At 44.2% G+C, this 16859-nt stretch carries 17 protein-coding genes and 1 pseudogene; 5 read left to right on the forward strand and 13 right to left on the reverse strand.

What is annotated here, in order from left to right:
* Positions 1–8: 8 nt before the first annotated feature.
* From CI957_RS05305 to CI957_RS05340, 8 genes are all read right to left on the reverse strand, one after another.
* Entirely contained in the window at positions 9–950 is a 942-nt protein-coding gene (locus CI957_RS05305; protein ID WP_128754383.1) for a methanogenesis marker 7 protein, read from the reverse strand.
* Positions 928–1539 (reverse strand): methanogenesis marker 17 protein, encoded by a 612-nt coding sequence (locus tag CI957_RS05310; protein WP_105461082.1) that lies wholly within the window; start codon positions 1537–1539, stop codon positions 928–930. The genes CI957_RS05305 and CI957_RS05310 overlap by 23 nt, the downstream gene beginning before the upstream one ends.
* Positions 1540–1545: 6 nt before the next feature.
* Entirely contained in the window at positions 1546–2790 is a 1245-nt protein-coding gene (locus CI957_RS05315) for a methanogenesis marker 15 protein (RefSeq protein ID WP_128754384.1), read from the reverse strand.
* Entirely contained in the window at positions 2787–3242 is a 456-nt protein-coding gene (locus tag CI957_RS05320; RefSeq protein ID WP_096712368.1) for a methanogenesis marker 5 protein, read from the reverse strand. The genes CI957_RS05315 and CI957_RS05320 overlap by 4 nt, the downstream gene beginning before the upstream one ends.
* Before the next feature lie 9 nt (positions 3243–3251).
* Entirely contained in the window at positions 3252–3686 is a 435-nt protein-coding gene (locus tag CI957_RS05325) for a methanogenesis marker 6 protein (RefSeq protein WP_096712367.1), read from the reverse strand.
* A complete protein-coding gene (locus CI957_RS05330; protein ID WP_128754385.1) occupies positions 3683–5245 on the reverse strand; it encodes a methanogenesis marker 3 protein in 1563 nt (520 codons plus the stop codon). Before CI957_RS05330 ends, CI957_RS05325 begins: the two co-directional genes overlap by 4 nt.
* A 30-nt stretch (positions 5246–5275) precedes the next feature.
* Positions 5276–6889 carry a methyl coenzyme M reductase system, component A2 gene (gene atwA, locus CI957_RS05335; protein WP_128754386.1) on the reverse strand — a complete coding sequence of 538 codons (1614 nt, stop codon included), beginning with the start codon at positions 6887–6889 and terminating at the stop codon, positions 5276–5278.
* A 225-nt stretch (positions 6890–7114) separates the two neighbouring features.
* Complete coding sequence (locus CI957_RS05340) at positions 7115–7924, reverse strand: HAD family hydrolase (protein ID WP_128754387.1); 810 nt, start codon at positions 7922–7924, stop codon at positions 7115–7117.
* A gap of 293 nt (positions 7925–8217) precedes the next feature.
* Between CI957_RS05340 and CI957_RS05345 the strand changes: the two genes are divergently transcribed.
* From CI957_RS05345 to CI957_RS05355, 3 genes and pseudogenes are all read left to right on the forward strand, one after another.
* On the forward strand, positions 8218–9189 hold the full coding sequence (locus tag CI957_RS05345) for a hypothetical protein (protein WP_096712363.1): 972 nt from the start codon (positions 8218–8220) through the stop codon (positions 9187–9189).
* Positions 9190–9341: 152 nt separating this feature from the next.
* A complete protein-coding gene (locus CI957_RS05350; protein ID WP_128754388.1) occupies positions 9342–9746 on the forward strand; it encodes a hypothetical protein in 405 nt (134 codons plus the stop codon).
* Positions 9703–11145: pseudogene (locus tag CI957_RS05355) on the forward strand (hydantoinase/oxoprolinase family protein); the annotation flags it as partial. The gene CI957_RS05350 and the pseudogene CI957_RS05355, both read left to right, overlap by 44 nt.
* A gap of 218 nt (positions 11146–11363) precedes the next feature.
* Here CI957_RS05355 and CI957_RS10610 read toward each other — a convergent pair.
* Positions 11364–11531 carry a hypothetical protein gene (locus CI957_RS10610; RefSeq protein ID WP_164909033.1) on the reverse strand — a complete coding sequence of 56 codons (168 nt, stop codon included), beginning with the start codon at positions 11529–11531 and terminating at the stop codon, positions 11364–11366.
* A 136-nt stretch (positions 11532–11667) separates the two neighbouring features.
* Here CI957_RS10610 and CI957_RS05360 point away from each other — a divergent pair, with 136 nt between their 5' ends.
* Positions 11668–12813 carry a class II fructose-bisphosphate aldolase gene (locus tag CI957_RS05360; protein ID WP_096712361.1) on the forward strand — a complete coding sequence of 382 codons (1146 nt, stop codon included), beginning with the start codon at positions 11668–11670 and terminating at the stop codon, positions 12811–12813.
* Positions 12814–12819: 6 nt separating this feature from the next.
* Here the strand turns inward: CI957_RS05360 and CI957_RS05365 are convergent, their stop codons facing one another.
* The gene (locus CI957_RS05365; protein WP_096712360.1) at positions 12820–13185 is read right to left on the reverse strand and encodes a DsrE/DsrF/DrsH-like family protein; all 366 of its coding nucleotides are present in this window, start codon (positions 13183–13185) and stop codon (positions 12820–12822) included.
* Between the two features lie 69 nt (positions 13186–13254).
* On the reverse strand, positions 13255–13506 hold the full coding sequence (locus tag CI957_RS05370) for a DUF167 domain-containing protein (protein ID WP_096712359.1): 252 nt from the start codon (positions 13504–13506) through the stop codon (positions 13255–13257).
* Between the two features lie 278 nt (positions 13507–13784).
* Here CI957_RS05370 and npdG point away from each other — a divergent pair, with 278 nt between their 5' ends.
* Positions 13785–14522, forward strand: a complete 738-nt coding sequence (npdG, locus tag CI957_RS05375; protein ID WP_128754389.1) for an NADPH-dependent F420 reductase — start codon at positions 13785–13787, stop codon at positions 14520–14522.
* 71 nt (positions 14523–14593) lie between these two features.
* Here npdG and CI957_RS05380 read toward each other — a convergent pair whose 3' ends face one another.
* Together CI957_RS05380 and CI957_RS05385 are read right to left on the reverse strand one after the other, a co-directional pair.
* Positions 14594–16186 (reverse strand): glutamate synthase-related protein, encoded by a 1593-nt coding sequence (locus CI957_RS05380; RefSeq protein WP_128754390.1) that lies wholly within the window; start codon positions 16184–16186, stop codon positions 14594–14596.
* A 227-nt stretch (positions 16187–16413) separates the two neighbouring features.
* Positions 16414–16788: a hypothetical protein gene (locus CI957_RS05385; protein ID WP_241645937.1), complete on the reverse strand. Its 375-nt coding sequence runs from the start codon at positions 16786–16788 to the stop codon at positions 16414–16416.
* Positions 16789–16859: the final 71 nt, after the last annotated feature.

Raw genomic sequence — 16859 nt, forward strand, 5'->3', positions numbered from 1 at the left:
CCTCTTTATCATATAGTAAATCCGGTCTCTGAGCGACGACGTATCTTTATGAGAATGTAATCCTTCATTTTTGAAGGCATGATATTTGCCACATCAGAGAGAGAAACATCCTCATCCAGATCCAGCTGTTTCAGCTTTTCGTGGAATTGATCAAAGGGAAGTTTTACCCTCATGCCATCCAGTTGAAGGGTTATGGGGGCAGGAGTTAACACATCATTAATTTCAGGCACCTGCTCTTTAATCTCCTTCATAACTCGTGCAGGCAATACCGCAAGAGGATCCCTGGATATTTCCTCACGCAGTTTATCCACAACTTCCCCGACAGTTTTATTCAATACATCAAGGCTGTCAATTTCACCTTCATTACGCAGCCTGTGAGATACACGTCCGATGCCTCCAACATAGACATCGGCTCCTTCTACATCGTCAGTACTGAGATCCGGCCCTCCTGTAGCCACGATAGGAACATCAACACCCGAGAAAAGTTTGGGTTTCTTATTCATTATACAGTCACTGAAATTACCAAAACTGTAAACGGCAATATCATGTTCGTTGATCAGCTTTCTTTCATAATCCTGAGAAAGAGCCACTCTTCGGCCCATACCACGTGCAAGTCCCAGCATATTGGTATTAGCACCATCCCTGCGCAGATGTTCGGCAACATCACATGCAGAATGAGGAAGATGATGGTAGGCAAGGGTTGGGGACACTACAGCGATTTCGGTACCTGTTAAGGGAGCTCGCGTGAGTTTGCCCAGTATATTCTTTGCAAGTTCTTCCATCAGGGGGACATCTTTACGGGGAATCAACATCACAAGATTAATTTCCGTGGCAGCCGGCGTACTCTGTACAAGATAGCCGCCCAGGTCTTCCAGGAGTTCAATAATAAGGCCGTGTTTGTGCACACCGCCTTCATAGACATAGGGTTCAAGCACTGCTGCCACTGGCATCATCTCCTTTTAGTTCTTTCAGCATCGCGTGGGCTTCATCAATCCATTCTTTTTGCATCGTATCTTCGGATGCCACAAATATGAAATCATTACCGTTCAAGGAATGATAACGTACCCTGAAACCTTCAGGAGCAACCCTGATAGCCATATCCGCCAGATTGGACTTGAGTGTGCGCCGCGGGTCATCCACAACAAGATTTTCGAGAGAGCCTATCTCCTCCTCCGGATTATCCACAAACAGGGAAATCGTCCACCTGTCCGGTTGCTCAAGGCTGTCACGTCCATAGCGATCCCAGAGAATCTGCAACAGGCGTGGAAGATGTTTTTCTACAGAGATAGTAATCAAAATTTCTCCTTCATGGTCCCCTTTTTGTATTTCAGCAAAATCTTTCAATATTACCTGTGGAAGAACACCACGCACAACTGCCACCAGCTGGAAAAGGGAATCTTCGGGCCTTATTGCTACTTTGATTTTTGCGATTCTGCCTGCCATGCCCAGATCGGAGATTATATCTGATACAATCTTTCGATAAGGTGGGGCTTCCTCTTCAACTGTGGTTTCAACCACAAACTTTTCAAGGGTTGCCAATTCTAATCACTCCTTATCCACAAAACCGGAAACAAGCAACGCAGCACCCACTGCACCGATATGTTGGGAATATGGAGGAACAACGACATTGATCTTGAGCAGTTCTTCCAGAGCTTTGGGTACACCTGCAATAAGGGATGAACCGCCGACCAGGATAAGAGGTTCTTTAACTTCAATTTCCTGAAGCTGCTGTTCAAATATTTGTTCCACAACACTGTGGCAGGCAGCAGCAGCCACATCTTCGGGCGTAGCTCCCTTAGCAAGGGAATTAACCAGAGACTGGATTCCGAAAACAATACAGTAACTGTTCATTTCTACATTTTTCTGCATTCCCTTGATTGCAAGATCCCCTAGTTCCGTGATATCCACACCCAGTCTCTTGGAAGTCATTTCGAGGAATCTGCCCGAAGCACCGGCACAAACACCTCCCATGGTGAACATGCCGGGAATACCATCCTGTACAGAAATGGCCTTATTATCCATTCCACCAATATCAATTACAGTGGCATCGCCCTGCTGTGCCTTTGCAAGGTAAACTGCGCCCTTGGAATTTACCGTGATTTCTTCCTGCATAAGGTCGGCATTGAAGTGATCGCCTATAAGGAAACGTCCGTAGCCTGTTGTACCAATTGCCTGCAGGTCCTCCCTCTTCACACCAGCCTGGTCCAGTGCCTGCCGAAGGGCTTTTTCAGCACTTTCAAGCACTTTGATGGTGGGCACCCAGCCTTCACCGATTATCTCATCATCCCTCATAACCACAGCTTTGGTAGTGGTTGAACCAGAATCAATACCTGCAGTCAATCCTTCCTGATTCTCCCTTGCAAGTAAATGTTTGCTCTTTGCAATGGTTGTCAGGGCTTCCATACGTGTCAGCAGGGTAGCTGCAGTCGTTCGCTCGGTAAAGGAATAACTAATAACCGGCAGACCTGAATCTTCAAATATATAACGACGCACTTCATTACGAACAATCGCAGCTTCAGCGCATCGGAAACAGGTAGCAACAAATACACCGTCCACCTTCGCCACGCCTTCTACTACGGCTTTTGCCCTGGCCATCATGAGACGCAGATCAGGACTTGCAACTTCCAGTCCGAATTCCTGCCCTATGGTATCCAGAGATGACACATCCATCTCCGGATAGACAAGTTCAGCATTCAAGGAAGATGCTGCCGATTCCAGTTCCTTCTGGACCCCTGCATATTCAGAACCGCATGAAACCAGTGCTATCTTTACTTTATCAGAATTACTCATTCTTCATCCTCCTCGTTAGGCAGGGAATTCAGGAATTCAGCAATCTGGTATACAAAATCTTTACCTTCTTCTTCGGTGCGAGGATATTTGACTTCAAGACGGGGGATGTCCTTTTGGCGTGCAAGGAACTTAGTAAGTTCATTGGTACGTGCACAGCCCATGCAACCAAAAGCAGATGCCGAATCCAGCACTATGATCGCAGCTTCGGCTTCATCAATCAGGGGACCCACTATGGACATGCGGCCCCTCACACCGGCAGGAACTTCCACTGCAGCATATTTCAAACCAAGTTTGGGATCTTCGGGAGTAATATTTATCGGCGGAGAATCTATTCCTACTGTAGTGATTTTTTCCCGGATCTTCTCCATCATTGCAAGGGGTTTATGGCCAAACCTTTCAACAAGATCAGAAAGGATAAGGCTGTTTGTGGGATAGATGAAAATTTTTGCCAATGTGTCACCTCATAATTCGGATTCAATAATATCTTTAAGTTTGGATGGTGAAATTTTGTCAGGAGATTCTTCCTTTTCAGACGGATTATATGTTTCATACTCATCAAGAGCTCTGCTGATGATAGGCAATGATGCGACTTCGGTTCTCAGGTAATGAAACCCCGGTCTTGGCCCTCCGCCTCTGGAAGCCCTGCAGCGACGTTCATCACCTGGTGGGAAACCCCTCTGTTTCACAAAAACATGATTCGGATCAAGCGCCCTTACTTCGGCTACTACCTTTTCCACGGAATCACGCGGACCTGTTACCATTGTGCCGAAACAGGTTTCCTTAATGGTAATATCTACATCGGACTCATAAATTTTCATCGCAGCATCAGAAGGAAGCACACTTTCTGAGTCTATCACCACGATCTTTGTAATCTCATCAACATCCTCCCCGCTCATTCAATCTCCTCCTTGTTACTTTCCAGAACGTACATGGTATCCTTTTCGGTTAATGCCTTGAATTTCTCGGGCTCAAGGATTTTTCCTATTATATTGGTACTTGAAAATTTCTCTCCGGTGGGACCAAACAGATCGTCATCCTCTGTTTTAACTCCCACAATACCCATTCTTTTAGCGGCCTGGTTAGTAATCCCAATCTCAAAAGCTTTGGTTTTGTCCACAAGCACGTTTTCCGGCAATATTTCCTTATATTTTTCAGCGGACTTTGCGGCTTTAAACAGGTATGTATCTTCATATATCATCATCACAGGCAGTGTACCTATAGGCCTGAAGGTAAGACCTACTGCGTGCCTGAAGAAATCCACGCTTTTAGGAGCGAGTTCATCATACAGTTCAACACGAATAACAAGGGAATCCGGTGCCCCGGTTGCAATTACTTTTTTTGCCAGCAGGATATCGATAGTACTGGAGGGGTTTAATTTCACAATATTAGCATCGTCTTCTTTATACCCTTCACGTACCAGTTCAACTCCCAGTCCTTCAAGATGTTTTTCAGCTTCTTTAAAGCCCATGCCAAGTATATTGATGGGAGCAGGGTCCGTCTTTACAAATATAGAGTGACCCTTGCCTGCCATATGGATCAGTTCAATACCTTGTTGTATATGGCCAATTACAGAATGTACAACACTGGCAGTTCTTTCATCACGGGAGATGAACACTTTACCGGTACCATAACCTGCAGTTCGTACCCATACCGCACCATCCTTTCGTGCTTCAAAGTTTTCAAATGAGCAGATCTCACCTTTTAAACTATTGTCACTTATAAAAGAACTGGATTCATAATCAACTTCGAAAAACCCATCCTTGATTAATCCAAAGAAAAATTCAGCTCCTTCAGGGGATTCAAGAGCAAGTTCTACCTTTATAAAGGTAAAGAGACCATCACCGTCCTCCAGGATTGTGTTAGTATCATCTGTGACCAGGTGTTTTGCAGATTCCTGCCATTCTATTACGGGTTCAATTTCAAGAATGCGATCTGAACGCTCAAAACTGGTCAGAAGTTTCTTACCGCCCACGACCCTGGCAAAAGGACCATCTTCAGGTGCACCGTAGTCTGCAGAATGCTCTGCAAGGGAAAAAAGAAGATGGAAATTAGAAGGATTATATCCCCCAGCTGAAAATGCTACATCATATTTATCCAGCTTTGTGAGATTTCTTTCCGGTTTCAGAGATTCTGAAAATGGACCAAAGGCTATGGCATTCTTGCTACTCCAGCGTAGGGAAATTCCTTCATATTGCCTGAAATCTTCCATCCACCTGCGGGCAGAAGCGGAAAGATGATCAATTATTTCAAGGCGTAATTCTCCTTTTGTGGTCTTGACCCGATACTCCCTTACACTTTCAGAGCGGACACTTTCCGACTTTTTGAGAATGCCCACAGATGCACCTATTTTGTATGGTGCCTCTGCTGTGTCGATGGCTGATTGTACTGTAGCACCATCCGGGAGAGATAACTTCTCGCCGTTAACAAGCACTTGAATCGTCCCTAATTCCTCCAATCACTACATAGAGAGCGCTTAATAATAAAGTTACTGTTGAGGAACTTCCTCAAGTTCCTTTTCAGTAAGCTGGGATAGAACCGCTTCTGGTTCTCCTATATCAACTATCTTTGAATCCCTCATTAGTGCTACACGGTCACAGATATCATTAAGGAAATCCATATCATGTGACACGATCACAAATGTATTGCCCATCTCTTCCCTTGCCTTTAGGATGGATTTGGTTACCTCGGTCCTTGTGATCGGATCCATTGTGCCGGTTGGTTCATCCATTAAAATGATATTTGGCTCTTTCATTAAAATCTGGGCCAGAGCAACCCTGTGCCTCTCTCCTTCACTAATCTCATCGGCCATCTTAGGGAGGATGGATTTGGCTTTGTTTTCAGTAAAACCGGTTGTCACAAGGGTATTGATAGCCTTCCTGGTAGCAAGTTCGTAGGGAAGATCAACCCCGATTGATTCAGTCAGATTATCAATGATTGTCCTGTGTGTGTACAGACCATATTCCTGATGCAGGATACCCATGTAGCGAACCGCACGACCCCTGTTGTCAGCTCCGGGTTCCCTCATATTCACCCACTCATCACCAACGCGAACATGCACTGCCCCGCTTGTTGGTTGTACATTGCCCATGAGCATTTCAGAAGTCGTGGTCTTCCCTGCGCCACTGGTACCTGCAAGCCCGAATATCTCACCTTCCTTCACATTAAAGCTCACACCGCCTACGGCATAGACCACACCTCTTGAAACGGAGATGTATTTTTTAACGAGGTTCTCCACCCTGATGATGTCCTCGCCTACATTGGCTTTTTTCCATTCTCCAATATCAGTAACCATTTTCATAAAGTCGCGGGAGACATCACAGGCATCACCTTCACATACAATTTCCCCTTCCTCGAGGAGAATTGCCCTATCGGCCAGGTCTTCAATGACATCCGACCAGTGAGAAGTGATTACCATTGTCATGTTGTGGGATGAAACAGTATCCTCTATAACATCATGTACAACTTTTGCTGTCCTGGGGTCTAGGGTTCCTGTAGGTTCGTCGGCAAGCAGCAGCATGGGATCTCTCACAAGCTGGCGCGCAAGAACTACCCTCTGTTTCTCCCCACCACTTAAATCACGGGCCACGTGCATCATCCTGTGAGAAAGACGGACTTCTTCCAGCAGTTCTACGGCACGTTCCATCGCATCGGGGCCACTATAACCAATTTCTGTCAGGGAATTTACTACATTGGCAATTACCCTGTCATCACCATAAAGGGCAAAGGTCCTCTGGAGCATAATCGCAACTCTACGGGATACTGCCCTGCGTTCATTATTATGAATACCAAGTTTTGCAAAATCCGCTTCGAAGGCTCCAAATTTACCGTTCTCGCAATGCGAACAGGCCTTCCCCACCATACTGGGCGGTTCTATATAACCACATTTTTCACAGCGTGCAACGTGATAGATTATTGAACCTGTGATTTCATTTAATTCCTCTGCACCACGAAGCGCATGCATCAATACAGTTTTACCGGAACCGCTTTTCCCCAGGATTCCGACAACTTCACCTTCATTTATGTTGAGATTGATATTTTTTAAGACCGCTGCACCATTATAAGAAATGGTAAGGTCTTTGATCTCGATGAATAATGACATTTGAGTCCCTCCAACATGGATATTATCAGACCTGTTTTGAGATTATACAGTCGTATATGTACTTAACTTTTTGCACGGTATGCACAAAACCATAAACCTGTGAGCAGGCCCAACATAACCAAAAATTTAAATCTGGTATTTTATATCTGGATTGCATTGAACACTACATAAACGTAACGCATAATTATATCGCTGTTAACTTCTGAAAAACTGCTTCCGGTAGCGTTAAGATGAAATTGCCTCATCTGCAAATCTGACAACCTCGGAAATATTGCCCACCACTACATCAGCAGATTCCTGCAATCTTGAAGGGCGGGAGTCACCCTGCTGAACTGTAAGAATTCCTATATCAGCGGACCTTAATGCCAGCATATCATTCATTCCGTCCCCTACCATAATGACTTTATTGTACTTTTTTTTTAGATCCTGAACTATTCTTTCCTTGTCAAATGTAGAGGCGATATCAAAAACCCCATCAATAGGAACACCGATGCAACGAGAGAGCCTGCTCAGGTTTTTCATGCTATCTCCTGAGGCAATATAAAGACCCGCTCCCCTCTGATGAAGAGCTTGCAAAGTATCCTTGCTTTCAGGATAAAGGCGCCCTCCGGTACTAACCACATAGGTTACTGACTGCTCAACAACATCTACTATAAACCCACAAGCCAGGTAAAATATATTAGGACAACGAGTCTTTACCCTGCAAAATACTTCCTGGACATCCCCAAGCACCACATCGCTTTGCTGGACGATTTTTGAGATTTCCGAAGGGGATACCTCTCCATTGGAACAACTCACATCCAGCTCTACGTGTTCTTTTTCCATGAAATCCGAAATTAACCGGTGGGGTTGGGCCTCCAGTATCATTTCCATGTCGGCATGAAGCACTACGAGTGCCCTGCCTTTGCGACCTGCCACCAGCATCGTGCTTTCTATATCTTCCAGCATTGCTCCATCGGAAATGTCCCTGGCAACCCGGTACATATGCAACAATGTTCCCGCACTGTCAAAGACCACTGCCAGTTTGTTTTCCATACTGGATAAAGCGAGAGAAGCCGATTAATATTTTTCGTCCGATTGCCTAATAGTTGTGTGACTTATAGGATTAAAGAGACTGGATTAATCTAAATGATTAATATAAATGCATGTGATGAAATTATACCTGCACAAACAATAAGTATCATGCAGATATTATATATTTACAATGTGGAGTTCCAATGAATGTTAACCAACCAGAACCCCACATCGGCCCAGAGGCAGAGCTAGTTTGCTCTTTACATTATATAAACATAGCTTTGCCTCTGGAGTAAAATCAAAGAGGTAAATCGATGAAAACAAGTGTTAAATTTGGCATAGGTGCAATGCTTGCAGCAATATTGCTGTTAAACTTGGTTTTTGTACCAGCTGTGTGTGCAGATTCAAGCACATCTGACAAAGTACAGATGCCAAAAGAACTAAAACAATGGATAATGGAAACCCAAAAGGATGAAGAAACTAAACTTTGGATGAAAGAACAGACTGAACAATGGATGCAGAACCATACTTTGAATGTCACTTCAACCAAGACATACACGTACAAAGACGGATTGATTGAAATCAAAGAGACCTACACCGGCAGAGAACTGAAAAAGAATCTAGGAATCAATAAGTTCGAAAAGATGGAAAAACTTAAAGTTCCTGAAAATGCCGAAAAAGCGCTGTCATTAAATGGTGAAACTTTTGCTCTTACCGAAGGGAACCAAAGAATCACTGTAACTGAAAAAACAGTGGTAATGACTACGGAAACTGACCCATTTGAATGGTGGGACATAGGGTATGAATACCCGCAATACACGTGGTCTGAATACTACGGTGTATATACCAGAGCTGATCCGATTAATCTGGCATGGGAAGGAACCAATATGAACACAATAAAGGGAAAAATATTGGATGAAGGTTGGGTTAGCGTAGCTTATCCATATGAGCATAACCAGTATGTATCTGATCCGCAATATGATTGGGTTTTAGACGAAGGTGTGGCAGACGATAAAACAGGTTTGCTTACTGAGCGCTATCATGTTAGATTATTTGATCTTTCCACTCAAGATATTGTTGGAAATGCACATCGTGACAGCCTGCCACTCCATGAAGTGATTGAATTTGAAACTGCTGAAGACCTGGTTGCTGGTTTCTTTGATAATGATGTTTCTAACTGGTGGGTACTTTATGATTATGAGGAACTCGACAATGAAGAAGGAACTCCAAATCAGGAACCATTCTGTGACGGAGAAGCGACCTGTATATTTAAGGTCGGAAGTTAAAACTGTAAAGGCTGCGCTATAAATAGAAGGTGATTTGATCACCTTCTTATTTTTGAGGAAATTATATGGATTTACAGAAATATACAAAATATATTCAGAATACTACATTAATATATTCAATAATTTTATCAGTATTGATAGTCATATTTTTTATGAACATCGATGCATTCGAGCACGCACTTGAAGAAACAACAGGCAATAAAATAGCACTTGGTGAAATGGTTTTTCTTTTGCCTGTTATACCGATTATTTATGGATGGGTCACAAAAGAGAAGGTGGGAGGGATTGTAGTAGGAGTGGTACCAATAACCAGCCTTATGATTTACGGGCATCTTTCAGGAATAAGTACTCACCCTCAAACTTACAGTTTGAGTTATATCCTTAAAGTGATCGCTTATATCGGGGCTCTGGATGTATTGGGAGGAGGCGCCGGCTTCCTGGCTTCAGAAAGGAAGACAGGGTATCTTCTCGTTGCAATCGGTTTAAGTATCGTGTGGGTACTGGTAATTTTCAGTGGTATGTGCACACGAGCTTTCTCAGGACCTGGGTGCCTTTGAGAGAGCAACGACTGCTTTTTTCAATGCTCAGCTGTTGCCCATTACAGAAAGATTCATGTCCACTGTGGAAAAGGATGTAACTTCCAGGGGAATCAGTCCAAAGATATTCATGCTCAAATGTGACGGTTCTGTAATTGGTATCAAGAGTGCACTGGAAAAGCCGATTGAATCTATTTTCTCGGGACCCGCGGGAAGCCTTGTAGGAGCTTCCTTTTTGACAGGAAATGATTCATGTGCTGTTATTGATGTGGGAGGTACAAGTACCGATATATCGGTTATAAAAGACGGCGTACCTGAAATGAGTGAGATGGGGGCGGTTGTAGGTGGATGGAAGACCCGTGTCAAAGCTATTAAGATGGAAACATCTGCAATGGGTGGTGACAGTCACATATGGGTAAAGGACGGTAAATTGAATGTCGGACCCCGGCGTGTAATTCCCCTCTGCAGAGCAGCGGATCTCTATCCCGATTTCCTGGAACTTCTCAAGATCAATCCCATGCCATCCAAAACTTTGATCGGCATGAATTTCCAGCCCACAACTTTCTTTACACGTACCGAATATGAAGCTATGGGCCTTAATGACCTGGAGCAGGAATTGCTTGATTCCATTTCAAGCAGCCCCACTTCGCTGAGGGAGTTACGCAGCCGCATGGGCAGGTATCCCTCAACCAGGGTTCTGGATAGCCTTATTCAGAAAAGGCTTGTGCAGTGTATTGGTTTTACACCCACGGATGCTCTGCATGTACTTGGCGATTATACTGCCTGCAATGTGGAGGCAGCTGAGGTAGGTGCTGAATATCTGGGTTCCCTGTGTAAGAGAACCGGGGAGGAATTTGCCAAATATGTCAAGGAAACCTTTGCCAAGAATATGGCCTCAGACCTGATTTCCTTTTTCCTGGAAGGCATTCCAGGAGAAGAGATTCGTAAAATATTCGATATAGATTGTCCTACAAAGTTTAAGGTTGATATCCCGGTTGTTCTTATTGGTGGGCCTGTGGTTGCTTATAAGGATATACTTGGAAGTATTATTGATGCCGAGATCATTGTACCAGAATATTCAGATGTCGGTAATGCCACAGGTGCCCTTGCAGCCAAAGGTGTAAGAAGGGTTGATTTCCTTATCAGGCCTGCTTCCATGGCAGCCCCTGATTGGGAATACTATGTATTTTCCGAAAAAGGGCGACAGAGTTTCTATGAGTATAAAGATGCTATAAAATACGCCAGGGAAACAGGACAATCCATGGTCATGCAATACATGGAAGACGCCGGATTGGACCCGGATCATGTGGAAATTGACGTCAAGAAGGATGAGATTGTGCCACAAGGTTGGGATTTCCCAATGGAAACCAAAATCAGGATTATGGGAGTTGGTACCCGCCTGATAGATGAAGAGGCCTGAAAAGGCCTCTTTTTTCCTTCAGAAGGTTGATATACTATTGGATACTACCCTTTTCTCGGGGGTATATCTATGCATTTTTGCAAAGATAGAAATAAGAAATTGAACAGGGAATGCTTTTTGGTCGCAATTCTTGTTTTGATCGTTATCTTCCTTTTGGGATTTGTAATATATAAACTGGTGATCCAGCCTATGCTCGCTGGTTTCTGAGAGGTTCACTCTCACTTGTTCATTTTTTCTCTTTCCAGATTCAAGATCCTGCGGATTACCAGTTTTTTCTTTCCCAGACCCGCATCGGGTTTTTCCGGATAGTTCTCCTTTACATATTCATAGAGTTCGGCAGACGTCATTTTTTCAAGTTTGTCCTTGAGTTTAAGCAATTCTTCCATCTTTCTCCTCCTGTCGTTTTTTGTGAGAAATTCTAGTTTTTCTATTTATTCCTTATGGTGTGTATTCCCGGACAGAAATCATTATGAATTGCAAGGTACATGTAGGTACCATAAAACAGAATGAGGTTTAAAAGATATGAGTGAATCCAAATATGAACCGTTGCCAAGTTCCTATTTATTTAACAGTTTGCTGGATAAAGATACCATAATACTCGCTGCAAATCCGCGTATCTCTCTTGTTATGCGTGGGATTATGAAGGCAGCCAAAGATGCAGATGCTCCCCTGATAGTAGAACTCGCCCGTTCTGAATCCGATCTGGACGGTGGTTATTCAGGTATGACCCCGGCTGAATTTTCAAAAAGATGCAAAAAAACCGCCAATGAAGTTGGTCTGGATGTATGGTCTCTGCATGCAGATCATATTGGAATCAAAAAAGGTACTCCTGAGGATATTGAATCCACAAGGCAACTTGTAAGTGGGCAGATTGATGCAGGATATACCTCTTTTGCAATCGATGCTTCCCATCTTTTCAATTTCCAGGGTGGCAATCTCCGGGAAGAACTCTCCCGAAATATTGATGCAACTACAGAGATCGCCCATCATATCCAGGATAAAATGGATGGTCGTAAGTACGGGCTTGAAGTTGAGGTTGGTGAAATAGGCCGAGAGGATGAAAACGGCAGGGTACTTACCAAACCTGAAGAAGCAGTAACCTTCATCAAAGCGCTTAATGAAAACGGTGTATATCCACATGTGATCGCAATCGCAAACGGTAGTGCCCATGGGAACACCTATGACACAAATGGAAATCTTATCCAGCAGGTTTCAGTTGATATAGAGCAGACCATTGCGGTTGCTGATGCCCTGAAAGAGAATGGCTTTAGTGTCAGGATTGCCCAGCACGGGATTACCGGTACTCCCAGGGAACTCATTTACGAGCATTTCCCTCACGGGGATATACTGAAGGGCAATGTTGCCACATTTTTCCAGAATATTGTATGGGAAGTGTTCAGGATATATGAACCTGAGCTTTTCAGTGACATCCGGAAATGGACTATTGAGAATTTCCGCAGTAAAGCTCCCGAAAAGGGTGATAATGAGATATTCGGCAAATTCAGCAAATATGCAGTAAAGCAGTTCTTTGACCGCATAGATGCTGTTGATGAGAACACAAGGCGTGTCATTGATGCAAAGGTCTATGCTGAGACCCTCATGTTCCTCGGGGCCTTCAAGGCTGTAGGTACTGCCCAGCAGGTCAGGGATTATATCAAATCCCTGTAATCTTTTTTAAAGCGTAATAATAAGTTGTTGTTTCTGGCTAAATTCCAGAATGGTATCAGCAATAGCTTCAGGTTCGACCATCTCGATGCCCGGTATCATTTCTTCATATTTGAGCCCTACAAGTGAAGAACCAAGTTTGCAACACATAAAGTTCACACCCAGATTCATACATTCATCGATTTTCTGGTCGTATTCCAGTGCTCCTGCTTTATTCTTCTTGGCAAGCATTACTCCCATGGGACCAAAGAGGACTATATTTACATTCAGGCCCTGTTCACTGTAGTGCTTTGCAAATCTAAGGGTCTCCAGTGGACCGGTACTTTCGTAAATCATGCTTTTTAGCAGGATCAGGACATTTGTAACTTTGTGCATATTATTTTCTCACAGGTATTGCTCCAGAACATCTTCTGCTGCTTTTGGGCCCACATTTTCAAGATATACCTACTTTTTGGTAGTTTTTGCACCGGATACAATGGTTATGGAGGAGCTTTTTATTTTAAATATATGACTGAGCTCTTGTATAAGCTGGTCGTTGGCTCTTCCCTTTTGTGCGGGTTCGGTTAATTTGCCCTCTACCCTTTTGCGCCAGATATTATAACCAGAAGGAACTACCAGTTTGCTGGAGCCGGGATTTATTTCAAAATCAATTATACAACCATTCCCCTTTGTATGTATGGCATCCCGGATAGGCATATTATTCCATCAACTATATTTTGTGGAGAGCGATGCTGTAACCCGACGCACTAACTCCAGGATATCATCCTATGGAATATCCGCTGTCCATCCCGGTTACCCTCGTGACAGGCGTAATGTCACACCGTCTCCTGCTGTAGCGTACTGAGGTTGTCTGTACACTCATCGAATGGCTTGTGCCATATTCTTGTGCAAGGACCTTACAATACGCAAATAGGAGTACCAGCATTCTCCGTTATATATCTGACGTCTGACAACCAATAGGTATAAACGTTATTATGAGAGATGAAAGGTTCATGAAAATAGCGATACTGGGCGGCACGGGACATATTGGTAAAGGCTTTGCTCTGCGGTGGGGCAGTCTTCACGATATCATCATTGGCTCAAGAAATGCAGAAAGAGCGTCTTCAGCTGCAAAAGAGTACAGGCGTATGCTGGAAGGTCTTGGAAAGAAAGGCTCCTTTGAAGGTTTAGATAATAAAACAGCTGCGCAAATGGCCGATGTCGTATTGCTTGCAATAAAGTATCGTCATGTTTCATCAGTTATTGAAACTATTACTCCCGTGCTTCATGACCAGATTGTGGTTTCTGTGGTTGTTCCTATGGAAAAGGACAGCTGCTGTATCGTTCCAGATGCAAAACATATGGAAGTCGATGTACGGGATTCTGCATACAATGCGGAATATTTCTGCTATACACAACCTGCCGGTGGCAGTGCCGCCGAGGAAATTGCACAACTCCTCCCCCAAGACATTCGACTGGTATCGGGTTTTCACAATGTTCCTGCCAAACATCTTGAAGACCTCTCTCTTGAGCTGGATTATGATATTGCTATCTGTGGGAATGATATGGCTTCAAAAGAAGTTATCTGCAAACTCACAGATGATATACCAAATTTGAGATCATTGGATGCAGGCCCTCTTGAGGCTTCTTCCATGATCGAATCTCTCACTCCTCTGCTGATAAACATAGCAGCCAGGAACAATATGGATGATGTGGGAGTAAAGTTCATTTAAAGCTGGCAGCATGCAAAGCTGCTCTCTTATATATTTTTTTAAAAAAGGAAGTAAAATAAGGGTATTTACCCTTATTCGTCCAGAATCTGTTCTGCTACGTCTCTGTAGGCATTCATGACATAATCGATGCCTGAGACTTCTGCGGCTTCTTCTGTAAGAGCCATTACGTCTTTGCGGGACAGCGTGTTGATGTTAAATCTACGTGAACCGGCCATGAGCTGCTGCAGACCGACTTTGAGTTTTTCTCCGTAGGAGTAGATACCCATTGCACCGAGTGGGATGTCCTTGACATCTTCACCATAGCGTTCTTCCAGGTCTTCGTAGTGGACAAAGATTTCCTCTGGACGGTGGCCGAATTCGGAGACGGTTTTTGGCAGGTTATCTTCATCGAGCCATTTGCCGATGTTCTTACCGACCATTCCTGGTATCATGAGACCACGGCCCATGCATACTGCCTTGAAGTATGGGGAACCCATTGCAAGTGCTTTGTAGATACCATCTTCACTGGAGAATCCACCGGCCATTGCAAGGTCGGGTACTCTTTCGCCTTTGTTGTTGAGTTTTTCTGCGAACTCATATACAAGGGACTGGAGATAGAACGTTGGGATACCCCATTCTTCCATCATTGGCCAGGGGCTCATACCTGTACCACCTGGTGCACCATCGAAGGTGAGCAGGTCGATCTTTGCTTCGGAAGAGTATTTGAGTGCCATTGCGGCTTCAACCATGGAGTAGGCACCGGTCTTTAAGGTGATACGGTCATAGCCGATGGATCTGAGACGGTCAACTTCTTCGAGGAAGCCTTCCTTGTCAACAAAACCAAGTCTTGAGTGGCGTTCGAATTCTCTGATTGCACCGACCTTGTAAGCTTCCTGGACGGCTGCATTTTCGGGGTCAGGGGTTACGATGTAGCCACGTCTTTTGAGTTCAAGTGCACGGTCAAGGTCACGGACCTTTATTTCTCCACCGATACATTTGGCTCCCTGTCCCCATTTGAGTTCAAGGGTGTCCATTTCGTGTTTGCTGGAGATGTATTCTGCAACACCGAGTTTGGTGTCTTCTACGTTCATCTGGACAAGCATTTCACCGTAGCCTTCGTGGAACTTGTTGTAGGCTGCGATCCTTCTGTCCATTTCCGGTGACTCGGTGACCAGACCGTTGTTGTCACGTTTGAGTTCCGGGTCGATTCCGCACACGTTTTCACCACATACAAGGGTGATTCCGGTGATTGCTGCACCAACGGCGAACTCGTTCCAGTTTTTCCTTGCGATGTCGGTGGAACCGAGGGCACCGGTGAATGCGGGCAGCCTCATTTTTACTTTTTTGTTCCATCCGTATTCGGTTTCGGTGTCTACGTTGGGGAACCTTGCGGTTTCGGGGCTGGCTTCCATTCCCTCAGGGAGACCAACTGCACCCACTGCATATCCCTGTATGTTAAGGTGAGAATAGTCTACAGGATATTCCTTGTCTGCACCGGCAGTTATTTCTCCGAAAGGCCCTGGATAAAGGACTTCACGTCCCCTGAATGATGATTTGAATATTTCACAGTTACCACGGCATCCATCTACACAGCGTGTGCAGATTCCGGACATCGGGGCAACACTTTTGGACCTGTTGAAAGTCCTTGTTGCTTCATTTGCATTTGGTTGTCTAAGATTGCCCATCTTTAATTACTCCTTAATGTATGAATGTGACTTTTGTCACTAATAACTAATCGTTTACCGTATCGGTTCTATTTATAGTTTGCTCAGGGTCAGGGCTTGCCATAAAGTACCCTACGTTGTAGTCAAATAACCTATTTCCTGATCAAAACACCAACTCGGAAAATGTCTTTTGGGCTCTGTAGAAATAACAATTTATAAAAAAGTAATAGGGACCCTGCAGGTAGCATTTAAATATGTAGGATGCCCAGGTCCAGGACAAGAGATAAAACGATTGCAAGCACGGAAAATACCGAGATAATCAGATAGTTTGAACTTTCTTTGGAAACCGAGAGGCTCCAGAGCAGATAATTAAGCCCTTCAATATCTTTTTCCGAGAGATTTTGCTGGTTTCGGACCTTTTTTAGCAGTTCAAGGTCATTGATTACACTGAACCTGCGCTTTGCTATATGGTATCTGTGCATGAAAAACCAAAGGTATCCTGCAACTCCGAGATACCAGATCACTTTTGCATAGAATGCGCTGTAGTGGTCGGCTATTATTATAACCCTGAGGAGAATTGCGGATACGAGTCCTACCCAAAAATAGAGTTTGATAACGGACATGCCATATCCCCGAGGGACCTCGAAGTGTACATTTTTGGGGTTGAGTTTTGATAATAATTCGGATTCTGACA

This window comes from Methanohalophilus sp. WG1-DM, assembly GCF_004104135.1.
In the GTDB taxonomy this organism is placed as follows: domain Archaea; phylum Halobacteriota; class Methanosarcinia; order Methanosarcinales; family Methanosarcinaceae; genus Methanohalophilus; species Methanohalophilus euhalobius.